Origin of the sequence: Flavobacterium sp. ZB4P23, from assembly GCF_003970375.1 — a bacterium.
Lineage (GTDB): Bacteria > Bacteroidota > Bacteroidia > Flavobacteriales > Flavobacteriaceae > Flavobacterium.
This window is the reverse complement of record NZ_RYDK01000004.1, coordinates 107,245-124,909: the sequence shown is the minus strand read 5'-3', so window position 1 is coordinate 124,909 and position 17,665 is coordinate 107,245. Positions and strand designations below refer to the sequence as shown.

Below are 17,665 nucleotides of genomic sequence, written 5' to 3'. Positions count from 1 at the left end.
AAAACCACAATTATGTCATTTTCAGATTTATTTGATAGCGAATTCAAACAAAGAAATAGAGGTCATTTTTCATCTATTGTCCGCGTAGCACTAACTGACGAGAAGATTTCTCCAGAAGAAAAAGCATTTGTCGATAAATTAGCCGTTCGATTAGAAATTTCTCCTGCAGAATATGAAGAAATTTTACAGGATCCGCTAAAATACCCTATCAATCCTCCTTATTTATATGAACAAAGGATAGAGCGACTGTATGATTTAGCCAGAATCGTTCATGTTGACCACCATTTAGGAGACAAACAAGAGCTGATGTTACGAAAAATTGGCATTGGAATAGGATTTGACCCTGAAAATATAAATCAAATTGTAGAAAATGCTCTTCTGCTTGTAGAAAAAGAAGTAGATTTGGATACGTTCATTACTGAAATACAAAATATCAATACGTAGATTATACCTATAAAAAAGCTTCCGCCAAGACGGAAGCTTTTTGTTTTTAGTACTTGCTTAGTTTTGCTTTAAGCATAAATTCTTCCGATTTTTCAACCATATTGTAGCTTCCACAGAAAAAAGGAACACGCTGATGCAGTTCCGTTGGTTCAATTTCCATCACCCGATCAAATCCATCCGATGCTTTTCCTCCAGCCTGTTCTGCGATAAAAGCTAATGGGTTGCATTCATACAACAATCGTAATTTCCCTTTGGATGCTTTTGAACTTGTAGGATATAAATAAATCCCTCCTTTAATCATATTGCGATGAAAGTCAGAAACTAAACTTCCGATGTATCGAGAAGTATAAGGCCTGTCTCCTTCTTCCAGCTGACAATATTTGATATAATCCTTTACTCCTTGCGGAAAATGGACATAATTACCTTCATTGATGGAATAAATATGGCCATCGGTTGGGAATTTCATTTTAGGATGAGACAAGTAAAAAGTACCAATAGCAGGATTCAGCGTAAATCCGTTCACACCGTGCCCAGTTGTATAAACTAACATAGTCGAAGTCCCGTAAATCACATAGCCTGCAGCAACCTGATTGATCCCCGGCTGTAAAAAATCTTCCAACGTAACTGGAGTTCCTATTGGGGTAATTCTCCTGTAAACCGAAAATATTGTCCCTACAGAAACATTAACATCAATATTAGACGAGCCGTCAAGGGGATCCATCAATACAACATATTTATTATTGTGGCTGTGGTCACTTCCTTCCACAGTAATGAAATCATCATTTTCTTCAGAAGCGATTCCGCATACGATCTCGCGATTAATTAATGTTTGAATAAAAACTTCATTGGCATATACATCTAGTTTTTGCTGATCTTCCCCCTGTATGTTTTGCTCTCCGGCAGCACCCACAATATCAACCAGTCCAGCTTTGTTTACTTTATAATTGACTACCTTGGCAGCCAATCGGATGGAGTTGATAATTCGAGATAATTCGCCGGACGAATATTGAAAAGCATTCTGGTTTTCAATGATAAATTCTCCAAGTGTTTTGTTGCGTTCTTCCATTAAGAAATCGTTGTAGTTGTTTTGAAGTCACAAATATCGTTTTTTTTGTGAAATTGATTTGAAAAATATTTACTTAGTTTAACCGTATTGTATATTTGCTGATTAAAACATAAAATTAATACGTAAAAATCTAATTTTATTGTGATATTGAAGCATTAAAATAAAAAATTATGAAATGAGCCGTATTGGAGATTGATCCAATAGCCAATCGAAAAAGCAAATTTCTTATTCAACTAAAAAACACAAATACATTCCGCACATGACGATCAGAAAAGGAAATCCTGAAGATATGGAAGCTGTTTTAGGGCTCATTCAAGAATTAGCAATATTTGAGAAAGAACCCGATGCCGTCCTTGTAACTGTTGCCGATTTAATTCGAGATGGTTTTGGCCCGGTGCCACTATTTCATGTTTTTGTTGCCGAGGTTCAAGCGGACCCGAGCAATAGCGAACAGGCAAAGCAAATCGTAGGTATCGCCTTGTACTACTACCGATTTTCTACTTGGAAAGGAAAAACAATTCACCTGGAAGATTTAGTGGTAAAAGAGACAATGCGTGGCACCGGATTAGGATATGCTTTATATTCTGAAATTATAAAACAGGGTAAAAAAGATCAGGTTCGAAGAGTAGAATGGAATGTATTGGACTGGAATACTCCGGCAATAGAATTTTATGAAAAATCAGGCGCCAAAGTACTCCGTGATTGGTATGTTGTTCACATGGACGAATTGGGAATCACCAATTTTGTGGAGAATAAATTGAAATAAAATAAAGAACAATTTTTGTTTAAAATATGAGAGTATTCAAATTTGGAGGAGCTTCTGTAAAAGATGCTGAAGGAATTAAAAACGTGTATGACGTTTTACAAAAAGTGGGTTATGAAGACGTATTGTTGGTCGTTTCTGCAATGGGAAAAACCACAAATGCGCTCGAGGTTGTCATAAAAAATTATTTCGATAAATCCGCTGAATTAAATTCATCTGTTCAAGAAGTAAAAAAGTACCACAATCAAATTTTGATAGATTTATTCGAGGACGAAAAAAACGAAGTCTTCAAAGCTGTTAACACTCAATTTTCAGATTTAGAGTATTTCCTGACCCACAATAAATCACCCAATTATAATTTTGTCTACGATCAAATTGTCAGTTATGGCGAATTAATTTCGACCACAATCCTAAGTCATTTCATGAATTTCATGGGCATAAAAACACAATGGCTGGATGTTCGGAATTTCATAAAAACCAATGCTACATACAGGGATGCGGAAGTAGATTGGGAATTGACACAGAAGAACATTGCCAAAAACGTAAAACGTAAAACACTAAACATTACACAAGGATTCTTAGGTTCTGACGAAAATAACTTTACCACCACTTTAGGCCGAGAAGGATCTGATTATACGGCTGCAATTTTTGCGTATTGCTTAAATGCCGAAAGCGTGACCATCTGGAAAGATGTTCCCGGAGTAATGAATGCCGATCCAAGATATTTTGAAAATGCGAGTTTATTGAATCAGATTTCGTACCGTGAAGCCATAGAACTGGCTTTTTATGGGGCAACGGTTATTCACCCAAAAACACTACAACCTTTGCAAAAAAAGGAAATTCCGTTGTATGTAAAATCCTTTATAAATCCGTTACTAAAAGGAACGAGCGTTTCCAAAGGAGTCGACTTAGAACCTTATTTACCGTGTTTCATCGTCAAAAGAAACCAGCTTTTGATTTCGCTTTCCTCTATCGATTTCTCTTTTATCATGGAAGAAAACATCAGCGAAATTTTTGCATTATTCCATCAATTCAAAATAAAAGTGAACTTGATTCAGAATTCAGCAATTAGTTTCTCCGTATGTGTAGAAGATAAATTTGACAATTTCAAAGCCCTGAATGCTATCTTGTCTAAAAAGTTTAAGGTAGAGTTTAATGAAAATGTCACCTTATACACCATCCGACATTTTAACGAAACAGCAGCCGAAACCGTTGAAAAAAACAAAGTTGTGTTATTGAAACAGGTCAGTCGGGAAACCATACAAGTGATCACAAAGGAAGTGTAACCCTAAAAAAGATGCGCAACCCAAAATATAAATGGAGATCAGAAATTGATTCTGATCTCCATTCTTTTAATACTTTAAAACCCAAACGCTAAAATCAAAACCTTTTGTAATTATCAAATTATAAATACTACTTTTGACACTTTCGAGTTATAGTATTTATGTTGAAAAAATTACTTTTTTGGACTGTAATAAGCTGTATTTCTGGGCTCCACGCACAGGAAATAAATTCGTTGTACAAAACAAAAAAAATCCCTTTTTCCCGTGACACCATTCATCTTGAAAAAGAAAGCATTAATTCCAGTTTTTTCAAATTGCTTGACGCCAATGGCAAACCCATCGAAATCACTTTTTATACGGTAAATTTCAGTGAAGGGACTTTGTTTTTAAAAGAAAACAGCGCCCAATACAACGATTCAATAACCGTACACTATTTGAAATTTCCGGAGATCCTTACTAAAGAATACCGCATTTATGATTCTGCCAAAGTAGTAAGCAACGAAGCCGGATCAGGTGATTTATATACCCTCAAAAATAAAAACCCAAATAAAAATGTGCCTTTTGACGGCTTGAATACATCCGGAAGTATTACCCGTGGCATTACCATAGGAAACAATCAAAATGCCGTTTTGAACTCCAATTTAGACTTACAAATCACAGGAAAAATCTCTGAAAAAGTAAGCTTAAGAGCCTCCATTCAAGACAGTAACATTCCGCTGCAGGATGGCGGTTATTCCCAAAAATTAGACCAGTTCGATAATGTATTCATGGAATTATTCAGTGCCGATTGGAACATTCGAGCGGGTGATATTTTTCTAGAGAACAAGAAATCCCAATTCCTGAATTTCAATAAAAAAGTGCGGGGACTCGCCACCACCTTCACCTTTGGAACCGAAGAAAACAAAACAAATGTATTTGCCTCAGCAGCGCTGGTCCGAGGACAATATGCAAAAAGCGATATCGTGGGCCAAGAAGGCAATCAGGGTCCCTATAAATTAAAAGGGCAAAATGGAGAGTTGTATGTACTCGTTATTTCAGGTTCAGAGCGGGTGTATGTAAATGGTGTTTTATTAAAACGAGGCGAAAACAATGATTACACGATTGATTATAATGCGGGTGAAATCGTGTTTACCCCGCTTTTCACGATTACCTCCGAAATGCGAATTGCCATAGAATACCAATATTCAGATCGAAATTACACTCGATTTATAACCTATGCAGGCGCCACACACGAGAATAAAAACTGGAGTTTTGGAGGCTATTTATATTCGGAAAACGACCTCAAAAACCAACCTTTACAACAAAATTTATCCCAAGAACAAGCCCAGATATTAGTTAATGCGGGAGATAATCCTGATTTAATGGTTGCCCCGTCAGCATTTGCAGATTCCTATTCTGAAAACAAGGTGCTGTACCGAAAAACAATCCTCAATGCTGTGGAAATTTTTGAGTACTCAAATGAAGCACAGCAGGAATTATTCAATGTGCGATTTACTTTAGTAGGACTGAATAATGGAAATTACATTTTGACAAGTTCAGCCACGATCACCAGGGTTTATGAGTATATAGCTCCTATTAACGGCGTTCCGCAAGGAAATTATGCACCCATCATACAATTGATTGCTCCTACAAAAATCCAAGTGACTACCTTTTTAGGAAAATACAATCCCACTGAGAAAACAGTTCTCGATTTTGAAATTGGTCTCAGCAATAACGACAGCAATTTATTTTCGCCCGTTGACGATGCAAACAATCAAGGCCTGGCTGCAAAAATCAATGCCAAGCAACGGCTTTTTTCAAAAAAATGGCAAGTAGATGCTTTTGCGAATTATCAATTTATTCAGCAAAATTTCAGGGCTGTAGAACGGCTTTACAACATCGAATTTGACCGGGATTGGAACTTAGGAACTGAGGCTAGAGGAAATCAAAGTTTGTTAATTTCCGGACTGCAATTGGATTTAAACCCTAAACCCAACACAACAAACAAAGGACTATTGCGGTATCAGTTTGAAAAACTAGATTTTTCGGGAAATTTTTCGGGAAATCGACACGTTTTAAATGGCTTGTTTCAAATAAAAAACTGGACTTTTCAAAATCAAGGCAGTTCCCTAAAAAGTGACGGAACGATTTCATCCTCTGAATTTTTAAGAAACCAATCCCAAATCCGTTTTCATTTTGACAAAAACTGGATTGGCTCTCGCTTGCGCTTAGAGGACAATCAGGAGAAAAATAAAATTTCAAATGAATTTTCGGCTTTGAGTCAAAAATTTACAGAGTACGGATTTTTTACCGGTCGCGGAGACAGCACCAAAGTTTTTGTAGAATTGGGATACCTAAGAAGATCCAATGACAGTTTACAAAATGGTCTGATCCAAAGGGTAAATTCATCTCAAACTTGGTTGTTGAAATCAAAATTAATTCAAACTAATAAAAGCGATTTGTCCCTTTTTGCCAATTATAGGATCTTGGAATTTGTGGACGCTACACGAAAAAAAGAACCAACATTGAACTCCAGAATCGTGTACACGGATCGTTTTTTCAATCAATTGATACAAAGCACAACGGTTTATGAAACGAATTCCGGGACCATTCCCCAACAGGAATTCACGTATCTGGAAGTTCCTGCGGGCCAGGGAATTTACACCTGGAACGACTATAACGGCAATGGAATTCAGGAATTACAGGAGTTTGAAGTCGCCACGTTTATTGACCAGGCAAAATTCATCCGCATCTTTCTTCCCAACAGGGTTTACATAAAAACACATCAAAACAAATTCTCGCAATCCGTGACCCTGAATCCCAATCAATGGCAGAACGAAAAAGGTTTTAAGAAAATACTTTCGTATTTCTACAATCAAACCGCTTTTATAATCGACCGAAAAACTAGAAGTGAGGGTGATAATTTCGAATTAAATCCGTTCAGCAGTTCTACTGAAAATGTGTTGGGATTAAACTCGAGTTTAAGGAACAGTTTGTTTTACAATAGAGGAAAACAAAACCACTCCGCCACGTATTCCTATCTGCAAAATAAAACTAAAAACTTGTTGTCTATAGGTTTTCAAGAGGCTACCAACAATTCGCATCAATTGCAGTACAATCATTTGTACCAGAAAAGCTGGCTGCTAGGTTTTTTTGCCAAAACGATACAAACAACCATTGAATCAGAAAATTTCCCGGAGAAAAACTATGCTATAAACGGTTATCAATTAGCTCCTAAAATCAGTTATCTATTTTCTAAAAGCACGAGCTGGGACCTCTTTTATGAATTACAGAATAAAAAAAACCAAATTGGGGTTTCAGAAACGCTGCTGCAAAACCGTTTTGGAACTGCCTTTTCGTATGCAGGCACAAAAAAATTCACGATGAACGGCGAAGTCTCTTTTTACCAAAATAAATTCGAAGGAAATGAATTCTCTTCGGTTGGATTTCAAATGCTGGAAGGGCTACAAACCGGACAAAACATCACTTGGAGGCTTCTTTTACAAAAAAATATCACCCAGTTTTTAGATGTTAATTTTAATTATCAGGGTCGGAAAAGTGAAACAACCCAGGCCATACATACTGGAAATATTCAATTGAGAGCCTATTTTTAATACCACAATTTAATAGTTTGGTAATGCCCTCGCAATATTAAATACACGTTCATTGTCTATCTTTCAAATTTAAACCACTAAACTACAGAGCCACATGGATTTGAATGCCAACCAACAAACTATTTTGATTGCGCCATTAAACTGGGGCTTAGGCCATGCTACACGTTGTATTCCAATTATTAAGGCCTTATTAGAGAACAACTACATTCCTATAATTGCTTCTGATGGAATTGCATTGGCTTTGCTAAAAAAGGAATTCCCTACTGTACAAACGCTGGAACTGCCATCCTACCAGATAGAATATGCAAAAAATGGAGCTCACTTTAAATGGAAATTATTAAAAAATAGCCCAAAAATGCTTGAAGCAATTTGGGAAGAAAAAAAAATAATTAAAAAATGGATCTCAAAATATAGGATAGACGGGATTATATCCGACAACCGACTGGGTGTGTTCAGCAAAAAAATTCCTTCGGTATTTATTACCCATCAATTGAATGTAATGACTGGCAATACCACTTGGATTACCAGTAAGATCCACCAACATATTATAAAAAAATACACAGAATGCTGGGTTCCAGATCTTGCCGGATCAATTAATCTAACCGGAAAAATGGGACATGTTGACGATCCAAATCTCAAAATTAGATACATTGGTCCTTTGAGTCGATTGCAAAAAAAATTAGTCCCAAAAAAATATGATTTAATGATTATTCTTTCCGGACCAGAACCTCAGCGCGGCTTGCTGGAGGATTCCCTGAAAAAAGAAATCGCACGATACCACGGGAATGTCATATTTATTGAAGGAAAGATTGAAACCGAACAAATAGTAACTCAAATCAATCCTGTTACCTATTATAATTACATGAATTCTTTCCAGTTAGAGCAGGCTTTTAACGAAAGTGAAATGGTGCTGTGCCGTTCCGGATACACCACAATTATGGATCTAGCCCAACTCCGTAAAAAGGCTTTTTTTATTCCAACTCCAGGCCAATACGAACAGGAATATTTAGCCAGAAAGCTAAAAAAAGAAGGGTTAGTTCCCTATGCAAATCAAGACGATTTCAAAATTGAAAATCTTAGTGAAGTAGCGTCCTACCGTGGTTTACAAACCTTGCATTGCAATATTGACTGGAAATCGCTTTTTGATATTTTCCAAAACACAAAAATAAGTACCCTTAACCCCTAAAAACCCATTCTCTCAAATGGTTTTTTTAAGATTAGTATTGAATGTTTACCAAAAAAAGAAGCACTACTGAATTACAGATTTGTACCTTTTAAATTAGCATGGCTATTGAATTCTTTGAATAATTCGAGTAAGTGCATCGTTGCTTTTATCAAATCATTAGTTTCTAAAAGTAACGCGAAATACAACTTGCTGTTTTTAGGACTGGTTTCTACCGTTCTAATTCTTTCAATTTGTTTTTTAATTAATTTAGATACTTGATCGTAAATCTCCATTTTGGTTTCTAAAAGAACATCAATTTTGTCAAACGAACCTTCTTGAAAAATAACAATAATATCTTCAAATAATTTTTCAAGCTTATTGTCTAAGCTTTTCAAATCCCTAATTTGATTGAATTTTAATTGTTTGTGATTGTTATTGATATGTGCATAGCTGTTTTGTGAGATGAATCCAAGGGACTGAATCATGTCTTGAAGATAACCCAAAATCATGACATAAAACATACTGCCCTCTGCCGAGGTTTCATCCAGATTCTTTATAAAATAGTATACATTACTCTTTAATTCATCGACTTCTTTTTCGAGTTTTTTGAGGTCTTTTTTATTCTCCTTTAACTTCCCTAAATCCTGAAGGCTAAGATTTTCGATAACCTCTCTATAAATCGTGTTTGAACCGCTTATCACTCTGGAAATCTGAATGGTACACTCCCTAATAACTTCATTTATGGTAACAATATCTTCTCTTTTCAAGAGCAATAATTCTTGCTGGGCTTTAATGGTTTTAGTATGCTTTCTTGAACTTCGATACAAAAGAATTCCTAATCCAACCAGCAATCCGATGAAAGCATATACTTGACCTACTTTGAGGAAATACGCAAAGATAAAGGCCGAAACAAATGCAACAATTGCTGTTACAAACCATCCCCCAATCACATTAAAAACCCCTGCAATACGATACACTGCGCTTTCGCGGTCCCAAGCTCGATCTGCAAATGAAGTTCCCATGGCCACCATAAAAGTAACATAAGTTGTAGAAAGTGGCAACTTTAAAGAAGTCCCTATCGATATCAAAATGCTGGCTACCATTAAATTTACAGCAGCACGAACCATATCAAAAGCAGGTTCGTCCTTTCTTTTTTTTCCTTTGACTTCCTGTTTCTCAAATTGCTTATCAATTTTTATTTGGATTGATTTTGGTGAAAAATAATTAATTCCCAGTCCGATATAAACGCCAAATCGCACAATATATCTGGATAACATATTGGGTGAAAAACGCTCTACGCCATCACCCTGTCTGGATAAATTAAGGCCGGTCTCGATGACAGTTTTGGCTTTTTTTGAAGTCCAAAGTGTTATAACCATAACCACTCCTGCAAAAACTAAAAAATAAAATGGCGCCACAATATTATCATTAGCCAAAGCTCCCATCATAAATTGATCTCCAGAAATTCCTGAACCATTGAAAATTTCATAGGAATTATAGGCCGCAATAGGAACGCCGATAAAGTTAACCAAATCATTCCCGGCAAAAGCTAAAGCCAAAGCAAAAGTCCCCACTATGATGATTACTCGGAGAATATTTATTTTGAAGAAAGTCATCAACACTTGAGAAAGCAGTGTAAAAAAAACAAAATTTACTCCTATTATCAGTAATTGATTGCTTTTTATCCAGACATGAGTAGCTTGATCGATAAAAGAAACTCCTTTCAATCCTTTAATCAGGATAAAAAAAGTAATCGCAGTAATGGCTAATCCTCCAAAAACTGCACCTATATATTTGACTCTTTTTTCATATTGAAAAGTAAAAATTAGTCGAGAAACATATTGCACAAAACTTCCAAGAGTGAAAGAAAGAATGACAGACAGTAGGATACTAAAAACAATTTGTGATGCTTTTTCAGTGTTGATATAATCACTTAAAGCATCAAAACTATCATCCAAAACATAAATTTTATAGACTGCCAAACAGAGCGCTGCCCCTAAAAGTTCAAAAATAATGGATACTGTTGTCGAAGTTGGTAATCCTATTGAGTTAAAAACATCTAATAATATAATATCTGAGATCATTACGGCCAGGAAAATAATCATAACATCATTAAAACTAAACATGCCGGGAACAAAAATACCACTTCGGGCAATTTCCATCATACCACTGGAAAATAGCGCTCCTACTAAAATACCTAGACTGGCCACAATCATAATAGTACGAAACGACACTGCTTTAGAACCAATTGCCGAATTTAAGAAATTTACTGCGTCATTACTAACCCCGACAACTAGATCAATTATTGCCAAAATGCCTAAAACCACAAGCATTACTATATATATTTGTTCCATATCTGTATTAAAGTGAAAGGTGAAATTTTGTTTGCTCTGATGGAATTAGTTGGCCTTCAAAACAACTGTCTCATTGTACGACAACCTCATGATGATTTATGCCTGAGTGTTGCTTTATAGTTCAAAAAAGAATCGTGATGGTACGGTTACAATTGGATGTCATCATAAATATACCACAACAAACTTCCGGTGTCTTTTGCAAATATGACCCTCGAAAGTAAGACTGCCGTTACTAAATTATTATTTTGACATCAACTTAATAACATCAATAACACAAGTGAATGATCCTAAAATAATTGTGCTTATTAGGTAAAGGATATTATTAATTCTATTTGACCTGAAGGAATTTAGATGGCCGTACTTATTCCCCTGACTTGGATTTTTCCAGGGTAAATGAAAACTCAGATCCAACATGATACGTGCTGTCTACATAAATTTTCTCGTCATGTGCTTCGATAATATGTTTTACTATGGACAATCCCAGCCCAGAGCCTCCCTCTGTTCTTGCTCCGCTTTTATCTACTCTATAAAAACGTTCAAAAAGTCTTGGGATATTTTTTTTCTCAATTCCTTCCCCGTTATCGGTGACACGAACGATGACTTTTTCTGCTGTCAAATCCTCAATACTTACTTCGGTAGAGCCCTTTAATTTTCCGTATTTAATTGAGTTTACAATAAGGTTCATCACCACTTGTTGTATTTTTTCCTGATCTCCAATGACCATAACGGGTTTGTTGTATTTCATGTCAAACATCAACAAAATATCTTTTTTAGATGCTTTCATTTCGAGCAAATCAAATACATTCTGAACGAGTTTAACGATGTCAAACTCGACAATTTCCAGATGCAAATCCCCTATTTCGAGTTTGGTAATCATGTCCAGATCCTGCACAATGTAGATCAGTCTTTCGACTCCTTTTTCGGCGCGTTCCAGGTATTTTTTTCGGATTGTTTTGTCATTCATGGCTCCGTCAAGTAAGGTTGACAGATAGCCCTGAACCATAAAAAGAGGTGTTTTTAGTTCGTGAGAGACATTACCTAGAAATTCTCTCCGGTATTCCTCCCGAACTTTTAAGGTTTCAATTTCCAGCTTTTTGTCAGTAGCAAACTTCTTGACTTCCCTTGTAAGAGTCGCCATGTCAGTGGTTATGGGCTGGTTTCTGAAGGTGCTAGATTCTAATAAAGAAACGTCATCGTATATTTTTTTTACCTTTTTATAAATAAAACGCTCCACCCGATATTGAATCACTATAAATGAAAAAGTAGCAATTGAAATGGCAAAAATCAGGCTAAACTGGTAGGAAAAAGTAAAAAAAAGGTAAATCAGCAAACTTACCAATGCAGTAGAAAAAAGGGTAATATACAGGGCCGACTTTACGGCAAAACGATATGTTTTTTTAAAATTTATTGTCATTTATACTTCAAACTTATATCCCACTCCTTTTATTGTTTTGAACAACTCTTCGCCAATTTTTTCACGTAATTTTCTGATGTGAACATCTATAGTTCTACCACCAACAACTACTTCATTGCCCCACACTTTATCCAGAATTTCATCTCTTTTGAAAACTTTTCCCGGTTTTGAAGCCAATAAATAAAACAATTCAAATTCTTTTCTGGGTAAGGCAATTTCGATATTATCTTTTACAATTTTGTATTCCTCCCGATTGATTTCGATTCCACCAACATTAAGAGTTTCGCTATTTTGTTCTTTTTCTTTTAATCGGCGCAGTAAGGCTTTTACTTTACTGACTAATAATTTAGGCTTTATTGGTTTAGTGATGTAATCATCAGCTCCGGCATCAAAGCCCGCAACTTGAGAGTAATCTTCGCTTCTGGCGGTTAAAAAAGTTATGATTACATTACTGAGTTCCGGTATTTTTCTGATGTTCTCGCAAGCTTCCATGCCATCCATTTCCGGCATCATTACATCCATTATAATTAGGTCCGGCAATTCTTTTTTAGCGATTGCTATAGCCTCTTTCCCGTTTGTGGCAGTACTGATTTGATATCCCTCTTGAGCGAGATTATACCCTACAATTTCTAAGATATCCGGTTCATCGTCTACTAGTAGAATTTTAGTATTTTTTTTCTTCATAAAGCACCAAAAATTATTTTGAATTGTAAATGTAATCATAAATGAGCTATTGAAAAGCTGTTAACGGTAATTTAATATTGAAGCCTCTTTATGATGTAAAATAAAACATAATCATAACAAACCAATAACTTACATTTTACATTTCGGCTGTTACTTTGCAAAAAATTTAAACCAGATGAAATTCAAATTATTATTTTTAACGTTATTTATAACCGCTGTTTCTTTTTCACAGAACAAAGGAACTATAGCAGGTATCTTGACAGATAAGGATTCTAACAACCAATCATTACCATTTGCTAACGTTCTCATTAAAGGAACTAATATAGGAACAAATACTGATATTGATGGTAAATATGCCATAACAATACTTCCCGGAAAATATACTTTACAGTTTAGTTTTGTAGGATATGAATCTGTAGAAGTTCCTGTAACGGTAGTTGCTAATCAAACTGTAACATTAAACAAAACTTTAGGTTCCGGAAGCTACAAACTAGAAGATGTAGTGGTGCGATCTACTGTAAATAGAGAAAAGGAAACCGCTCTTTTATTAGATCAAAAACAAGCGGTCGTGATAAAACAAAGTATCGGTTCACAAGAAATGGCTCGTAAAGGGGTAAGCGATGTCGAGGAAGGATTAACGAAAATTACCGGAATTACAAAAGTAGACGGAAGAGGTTTATTTATTAGAGGTTTAGAAGACCGTTATAATAACTTGTTGATAAACGATCTACAATCCCCTTCTAATAGTCCTTTCAAAAAAATTATTCCTTTGGATTTATTTCCTACTGACGTTGTAGGAGTTTTAAATGTATACAAAACATTCAATCCTAATATTTCAGGAGATTTTGCTGGAGCGACTGTCAATATTGAAACACCTCAGCCGAAAAATATCACAAAATTGAATATTGGTTTTGGTTATACCACAAACAACAATCTTGAAGCATTTTTGCTGTCCAATGATGCAAATTCTACTAAAGGGTCTTTAGGAATGCTTGGGAATGACAGAGCACTTCCTAGTGCTTTTGGTTCTATTCCTAACGGTGCAGAACTTTCTCCTTCAGAATATGAAAATGGTTTTGGTAAAAAATCATGGGACGTTAACAATACTAAAAGCCCCTTGAATTCAAGCATTGGATTTTTACATGCTCAAAAATTCAATCTTAAAAACGAAAGTAATATAAGTTACATTATGTCTTTCAATTTTGATAATAAATACTCTTACAGAGAAGGTGTAGACAGAACCTTCAACCTTGGACAGAGTAATTACGATAATAATTTATACAACAAGCAATATAGTTATCAGACTACTTTTTCTGGATTAGCTGGAATGAAATACAAAACAAACCGATTCAACTTAAACTTCAATACTTTTTTAATTAAAGCGACTGACAGTAAAATTCAAGATCAAATAGGATATGTTAATAGCGCTGCCAATATTACTGATAATCTAATACGAATGAACCAATATGAGGAATCTAAGTATTGGAATACACAATTATTTGGAGACTATAAGTTAACTGAAGATGGCAAACATTCCCTTAAAGCTGGAGGTTCTTATGTAAAGACTTCATTCCAACAGCCCGACCGAAAATTCATTACAGGACGAATAAATGACAATCAAATTGACATGATATACGGTGGTAATAATTTAAACCGTCAATATCTAGACGTAAAAGGAAACTTTTATTATTCGTCTCTCTTAGAATATAATTTAAAATTTGGAAATGAAGAAGAATCCAATAAATTATCAATAGGATATAATAGCTCCCTAAATGACATGCAGTCTACTTATCGCTTCTTTTCAGGGAAAAGCAGAACTAATACACAACCTTACACTGCAAATGTCAACACTGTTAGTGAGAATATTAATCAAGACATAAACAATGGAATTGTATATGTTAAAGAGGAATCCAATGGTGATTATAAAGTCAAATTAAATCAGTTCGTTAATGCGGGATACTTCAATTTGTTCATGAATATTGGAGAAAAATGGGATTTAAATGCTGGAATTAGAGCAGAAAGCTCTACTCGTGAAATAAAATATAGAGAGCAAGGCGATCCTTTTGGAAGCGCTTATCGCAAAAAAACTGATGACAAACTTGATATCTTACCATCAGTAAATGCAAAACGTATTTTGAATGAAAACAGCAACCTTAGACTTTCATTAGCAAAAACAATCACTAGACCTGTAGCTGTGGAGTTGTTGCCAATAAATTACATTAATGCTGACGGAACCTCTGAAAGTGGAAATAAAGATTTGAAGGATAGCGAAAACTACAATGTAGATTTTAAATACGAATTATTTCCTAATAATAAAGAAATGTTTGCAATAGGAGTATTTGGAAAAATGATTAATAATCCAATTGAAAGAGTATTCAAACCTACTGCGAATAGTGGTGGTCAGATTACTACTTTTAAAAACTCGCAGCAAGCCGTTATTTATGGTGCCGAAATAGAAATGCTAATCCAATTGAGCAGAATAAACGAATCGCTTTCTAATTTCTCTCTAGGTTTCAACACATCATTAATGAGTACTGATGTTAAAATTGATCTTAAAAAACAAGGAAATGAATTAGAAAACAGTACCAACCGTAAATTACAAGGTGCTTCAAGCTGGTTAATTAATTCTGATTTAAAGTATGATTTCATTCTTAACAAAGATTGGAAAAACTCTATGACCTTAGTGTATAACGTTTATGGAGATAGAATCTTTGCTGTAGGTTCTTCAGGAATTGATCATATCTACGAGAAATCTTTTAGTAAATTAGATTTTGTCTGGACAAATTCTATTTCTAAAAGTATTGAACTTAAATTTGGAATAGACAATATACTAAATCCAAGCTATAAAAAAGAGTTAGGAAGGAAAAGCACTTTGAACATTACTGAAGACTCTCTAGTTTTAAGAGAATTCAAAAAGGGTGTTGGGTTCTCCTTTACTATAGGGTATACGTTTTAAAAACCAAAAAAAGAGCTGTAACGGCTCTTTTTTTGGTTTTTATAGTAACGTAAACTTTACATCAAATTGATTGTTATATAATACTTTAGTAACAATTACATAACTAAATTACAAAAACTCTAGAGTAATTTTGATTAAAATAATAAACAAAAAAACTTATAATTTTAAATTATTAAAAATGAAAAAATTAGTATTTAGTCTTGCATTACTTACCTTGGTTTTTACAAGTTGCACATCAAGTGATAATGAAACAGTAACAACTACACCAACTGCAACAGGCGATATCACAGGTGACGTTACAACATCAAAAACCTACACTAAAGGTACTTACAAATTGATTGGAGCCGTAAGAATTAAAAGTGGTGCAACACTAACTTTTGAAGCGGGCTCAGTAATTACTGCTGACGTTACGGATGGTTCTGATGCTCTATTAGTAGAAAATGGAGGAAAATTAAATATTTCAGGCACAGCTGCAGAGCCTGTTGTCTTTACTGAAAAATCAAAAACTGCAGGTTCTTGGGGTGGTATTATCATGTTTGGTGATGCTCCAATTGTATCAGGAAAAACAAGTGATGGAACTCCGATTACAACAGCAACTTCTGAGGATGGTACAAATATTGTTTACGGAGGTACAAATGCATCACATAATGGTGGTTCATTAAAATATGTACGAGTAGAATACGCTGGTAAAAAGATTCTTGATGGAAATTCTGAGATGAATGGATTTTCATTTTATTCAGTAGGTTCCGGAACAGTTTTAGAAAACCTTGTTGCTTATAAAGGAGCCGATGATGGTTTTGAATTTTATGGAGGAACAGTAAGTGCTAAAAATCTTATTTCATACGGCAATACAGATGATTCTTTTGACTGGCAAGATGGATGGCAAGGTCAAGCAAATACTAACTGGTATGCTTATCAAACTGGAGCTGGAAATTTCGGAATGGAAATCGAATCGAAAAGTGTAAATAATTCATTTGGTCCTAAAGTATCAAACATCACTTTAAGAAGAGCCGCTGGAACTGTAACTGAGTCTGGCAATCCTACAGAAATAGATGCAATCCAATTTAAAAAAGAAGGAAACGGAGAATATTCTAATGTCGTAATTTCAGGATATACTAATTCTGTAACTTCCGGAACTACAACAACAAATGCCGTTGCCGTTAGAATTCAAGATGCCAATACGAACACAAATCAAGTTCTTTCAGGTAAAATAAAAATGTTGAATGTTAAAATTTCTGATAATACTCCATTATCTGGAGCTGGTGCAAGTACATTTACTGTAGCTTTCCCATCTGCAAACTACACAACAAGCACTTCAGCAACTGGAGCGGCATTAACTCCTGGAACATGGGCAATTGTTGATGGCGTTAATTTGTTAGGGAATTTGTAATTAACAATCCAATCGATTTATATCAAACATCCTGAAAATTCAGGATGTTTTTTTTTGGTATGCTTTTTGAAATATATTTTGTATATTTACTATTCAAATTAATCTAATGGCAAAAAACTACTTTTATACTATTACTTTATTGGTTTTTTTATTTTCCCTTGGCATTAGTGCTCAGGAAACTAAGCAACAACCAAAGACACAAGAAAACGTCTCAATTGAAGGATTAAGCTTGTACCCGAACCCTGTGAGTAATGGTAGAGTGTACATTTCTACAAAAAACGATTTTGATAAAGAAATTATCATCTTTGATGTTTTAGGAAAAAAAGTACTTCAAACCATATTGAGCTCAAAAGAACTAAATGTCTCTAATCTAACCTCTGGTGTTTACATCATCAAGATCAATGAAAAAGAAGCATCAGCGACCAGAAAATTAATCATCCGATAATTTCAAAAATACATCAGAAAAGCTCCAATCCTGTTGGGGCTTTTTTGTATAATGCTTAAACCAAATCAACTCCCAGATTCAAGTTTATACCATTCCGTTATTGGTTTG

12 protein-coding genes are annotated in these 17,665 nt (G+C 34.9%); 8 read left to right on the top strand and 4 right to left on the bottom strand.

The annotated features are described in order from the left end of the window. The first annotated feature begins 12 nt into the window (after positions 1–12). The gene (locus EKL99_RS08015) at positions 13–444 is read left to right on the top strand and encodes a TerB family tellurite resistance protein (RefSeq protein ID WP_126457586.1); all 432 of its coding nucleotides are present in this window, start codon (positions 13–15) and stop codon (positions 442–444) included. Positions 445–490: 46 nt separating this feature from the next. Here EKL99_RS08015 and fbp read toward each other — a convergent pair whose 3' ends face one another. Beyond that, positions 491–1,510 (bottom strand): class 1 fructose-bisphosphatase, encoded by a 1,020-nt coding sequence (gene fbp, locus EKL99_RS08010; RefSeq protein ID WP_126457587.1) that lies wholly within the window; start codon positions 1,508–1,510, stop codon positions 491–493. A 259-nt stretch (positions 1,511–1,769) separates the two neighbouring features. Between fbp and EKL99_RS08005 the strand changes: the two genes are divergently transcribed. The 4 genes from EKL99_RS08005 (at position 1,770) to EKL99_RS07990 (ending at position 8,335) form a co-directional block, all read left to right on the top strand. Then, positions 1,770–2,276, top strand: coding sequence for a GNAT family N-acetyltransferase (locus EKL99_RS08005; RefSeq protein ID WP_126561452.1), 507 nt, complete (start codon positions 1,770–1,772; stop codon positions 2,274–2,276). Positions 2,277–2,302: 26 nt separating this feature from the next. Next, the gene (locus EKL99_RS08000; protein WP_126553975.1) at positions 2,303–3,559 is read left to right on the top strand and encodes an aspartate kinase; all 1,257 of its coding nucleotides are present in this window, start codon (positions 2,303–2,305) and stop codon (positions 3,557–3,559) included. Positions 3,560–3,717: 158 nt separating this feature from the next. Further along, the gene (locus EKL99_RS07995) at positions 3,718–7,149 is read left to right on the top strand and encodes a hypothetical protein (RefSeq protein ID WP_126576723.1); all 3,432 of its coding nucleotides are present in this window, start codon (positions 3,718–3,720) and stop codon (positions 7,147–7,149) included. A 94-nt stretch (positions 7,150–7,243) separates the two neighbouring features. After that, positions 7,244–8,335, top strand: a complete 1,092-nt coding sequence (locus EKL99_RS07990) for a glycosyltransferase (RefSeq protein ID WP_126567713.1) — start codon at positions 7,244–7,246, stop codon at positions 8,333–8,335. A 71-nt stretch (positions 8,336–8,406) separates the two neighbouring features. Here the strand turns inward: EKL99_RS07990 and EKL99_RS07985 are convergent, their stop codons facing one another. From EKL99_RS07985 to EKL99_RS07975, 3 genes are all read right to left on the bottom strand, one after another. Continuing rightward, the gene (locus EKL99_RS07985) at positions 8,407–10,668 is read right to left on the bottom strand and encodes an inorganic phosphate transporter (RefSeq protein ID WP_126576722.1); all 2,262 of its coding nucleotides are present in this window, start codon (positions 10,666–10,668) and stop codon (positions 8,407–8,409) included. A 361-nt stretch (positions 10,669–11,029) separates the two neighbouring features. After that, positions 11,030–12,082 carry a cell wall metabolism sensor histidine kinase WalK gene (locus tag EKL99_RS07980; RefSeq protein WP_126457593.1) on the bottom strand — a complete coding sequence of 351 codons (1,053 nt, stop codon included), beginning with the start codon at positions 12,080–12,082 and terminating at the stop codon, positions 11,030–11,032. Then, a complete protein-coding gene (locus tag EKL99_RS07975) occupies positions 12,083–12,766 on the bottom strand; it encodes a response regulator transcription factor (RefSeq protein WP_126455532.1) in 684 nt (227 codons plus the stop codon). A gap of 175 nt (positions 12,767–12,941) precedes the next feature. Here EKL99_RS07975 and EKL99_RS07970 point away from each other — a divergent pair, with 175 nt between their 5' ends. The 3 genes from EKL99_RS07970 to EKL99_RS07960 all read left to right on the top strand — a co-directional run bounded on the left by EKL99_RS07970 (position 12,942) and on the right by EKL99_RS07960 (position 17,557). Continuing rightward, entirely contained in the window at positions 12,942–15,722 is a 2,781-nt protein-coding gene (locus EKL99_RS07970; RefSeq protein ID WP_126576721.1) for a TonB-dependent receptor, read from the top strand. Between the two features lie 178 nt (positions 15,723–15,900). After that, positions 15,901–17,112, top strand: coding sequence for a hypothetical protein (locus EKL99_RS07965; protein ID WP_126576720.1), 1,212 nt, complete (start codon positions 15,901–15,903; stop codon positions 17,110–17,112). A 106-nt stretch (positions 17,113–17,218) separates the two neighbouring features. Next, the gene (locus EKL99_RS07960; RefSeq protein WP_126561447.1) at positions 17,219–17,557 is read left to right on the top strand and encodes a T9SS type A sorting domain-containing protein; all 339 of its coding nucleotides are present in this window, start codon (positions 17,219–17,221) and stop codon (positions 17,555–17,557) included. The last annotated feature ends 108 nt before the right edge of the window (positions 17,558–17,665 follow it).

Coding starts and splice junctions, on each gene's coding strand:
- EKL99_RS07985 (WP_126576722.1), bottom strand. CDS start 10,668: ATGGAACAAATATATATAGTAATGCTTGTGGTTTTAGGCATTTTGGCA.
- EKL99_RS08015 (WP_126457586.1), top strand. CDS start 13: ATGTCATTTTCAGATTTATTTGATAGCGAATTCAAACAAAGAAATAGA.
- EKL99_RS08005 (WP_126561452.1), top strand. CDS start 1,770: ATGACGATCAGAAAAGGAAATCCTGAAGATATGGAAGCTGTTTTAGGG.
- EKL99_RS07970 (WP_126576721.1), top strand. CDS start 12,942: ATGAAATTCAAATTATTATTTTTAACGTTATTTATAACCGCTGTTTCT.
- EKL99_RS07960 (WP_126561447.1), top strand. CDS start 17,219: ATGGCAAAAAACTACTTTTATACTATTACTTTATTGGTTTTTTTATTT.
- EKL99_RS07995 (WP_126576723.1), top strand. CDS start 3,718: ATGTTGAAAAAATTACTTTTTTGGACTGTAATAAGCTGTATTTCTGGG.
- EKL99_RS07975 (WP_126455532.1), bottom strand. CDS start 12,766: ATGAAGAAAAAAAATACTAAAATTCTACTAGTAGACGATGAACCGGAT.
- EKL99_RS07990 (WP_126567713.1), top strand. CDS start 7,244: ATGGATTTGAATGCCAACCAACAAACTATTTTGATTGCGCCATTAAAC.
- EKL99_RS07965 (WP_126576720.1), top strand. CDS start 15,901: ATGAAAAAATTAGTATTTAGTCTTGCATTACTTACCTTGGTTTTTACA.
- EKL99_RS07980 (WP_126457593.1), bottom strand. CDS start 12,082: ATGACAATAAATTTTAAAAAAACATATCGTTTTGCCGTAAAGTCGGCC.
- EKL99_RS08000 (WP_126553975.1), top strand. CDS start 2,303: ATGAGAGTATTCAAATTTGGAGGAGCTTCTGTAAAAGATGCTGAAGGA.
- fbp (WP_126457587.1), bottom strand. CDS start 1,510: ATGGAAGAACGCAACAAAACACTTGGAGAATTTATCATTGAAAACCAG.